This window comes from Erwinia aeris, from assembly GCF_041224955.1.
Lineage (GTDB): Bacteria > Pseudomonadota > Gammaproteobacteria > Enterobacterales > Enterobacteriaceae > Erwinia > Erwinia aeris.
In genome coordinates this window covers 1-1,256 of sequence record NZ_JBGFFX010000029.1, presented here as the reverse complement: position 1 = coordinate 1,256, position 1,256 = coordinate 1, and the positions used below count along the sequence as shown (strand labels likewise).

Genomic DNA, 1,256 nt, shown 5'->3' with positions numbered 1-1,256 from the left:
TGTAGTGGCATAGTGAATTTGGCCACCTGAATAGAGGTGATATCATCGCCTCATAGTCAAAACAGGTGACATTATGACCGGACGTAACAGACGCAATTTTAGCCCAGAGTTTCGCCTCGAAGCTGCCCAGCTTGTACTCGATCAGCACTACACCGTTGCCGCCGCTGCCACTGCGATGAATGTCGGCAAATCCACGATGGACAAATGGGTTCGACAACTGAAAGAAGAGCGAGCGGGGAAATCACCCACTGCTTCACCCATGACACCTGAGCAGATTGAGATACGTGAATTGAAGAAAAGACTTCAACGCGTTGAAATGGAAAGGGATATATTAAAAAAGGCTACCGCGCTCTTGATGTCAGACTCCCTGAACAATTCTCATTAGTTGAGAAACTCAGGGCGCGGTTTCCTGTTGCCGTTGTGTGCAACGTGTTTGGGGTTCATCGCAGCAGTTATAAATACTGGCGGCAGCCCAGGAAGCCTGACGCCACGAGAGTGGCATTACTGAGCCTTGTGCGTGAAGTTTATCGCGAAAGTAACGGCTCAGCAGGAGCGCGAAGCATTGCCGCGATGGTCACCACCAAAGGTATAAAACTGAGCCGCTGGCGGGCAACAAAGCTGATGAAAGCGCTTAATATTATCAGCTGTCAGCAACCTGGCCATCGTTATAAGAAGGCGTCTAAGGAACACATTGAGATTCCTAATTATCTGGATCGCCAATTTGCTGTTACCGAGCCTAATCAGGCCTGGTGCGGTGATGTGACTTATATCTGGACGGGAAAACGCTGGGCTTATCTGGCTGTAGTACTCGATTTGTTTTCCCGTAAACCGGTTGGCTGGGCGATGTCATTTTTCCCTGATTCAGCACTGACGGGTAAAGCCCTGTCGATGGCCTGGGAAGCACGAGGAAAACCGGCTAATTTACTGTATCACTCGGATCAAGGCAGTCACTATACCAGCAGGAATTTCAGACAGTTACTGTGGAGATATCAGATAAAGCAAAGCCTGAGTCGCCGGGGAAATTGCTGGGATAACAGCCCAATGGAACGGTTCTTCAGAAGCCTGAAAACAGAGTGGGTGCCGGATAATGGGTACGTAAATTTTAGCGAAGCCAGCACAGCGATAACGAATTACATCACGGGATATTACAGCCAGCTCAGACCTCATCAATATAACGGGGGTTTGACGCCAAATGAATCAGAGCGATTGTTCTGGAAAAACTCTAAAGCCGTGGCCAGTTTTTGTTGACCACTACA

General features: G+C 48.8%; 1 protein-coding gene. It reads left to right on the top strand.

The window, feature by feature from the left end:
* The first annotated feature begins 73 nt into the window (after nt 1-73).
* Nucleotides 74-1,248 (top strand): IS3 family transposase gene (locus tag AB6T85_RS23690; RefSeq protein ID WP_369897054.1). Its coding sequence is split into 2 segments (ribosomal slippage): nt 74-332 and nt 332-1,248, totalling 1,176 coding nucleotides; the frame shifts between segments, so codons are not numbered across the junction.
* Nucleotides 1,249-1,256 lie beyond the last annotated feature (8 nt).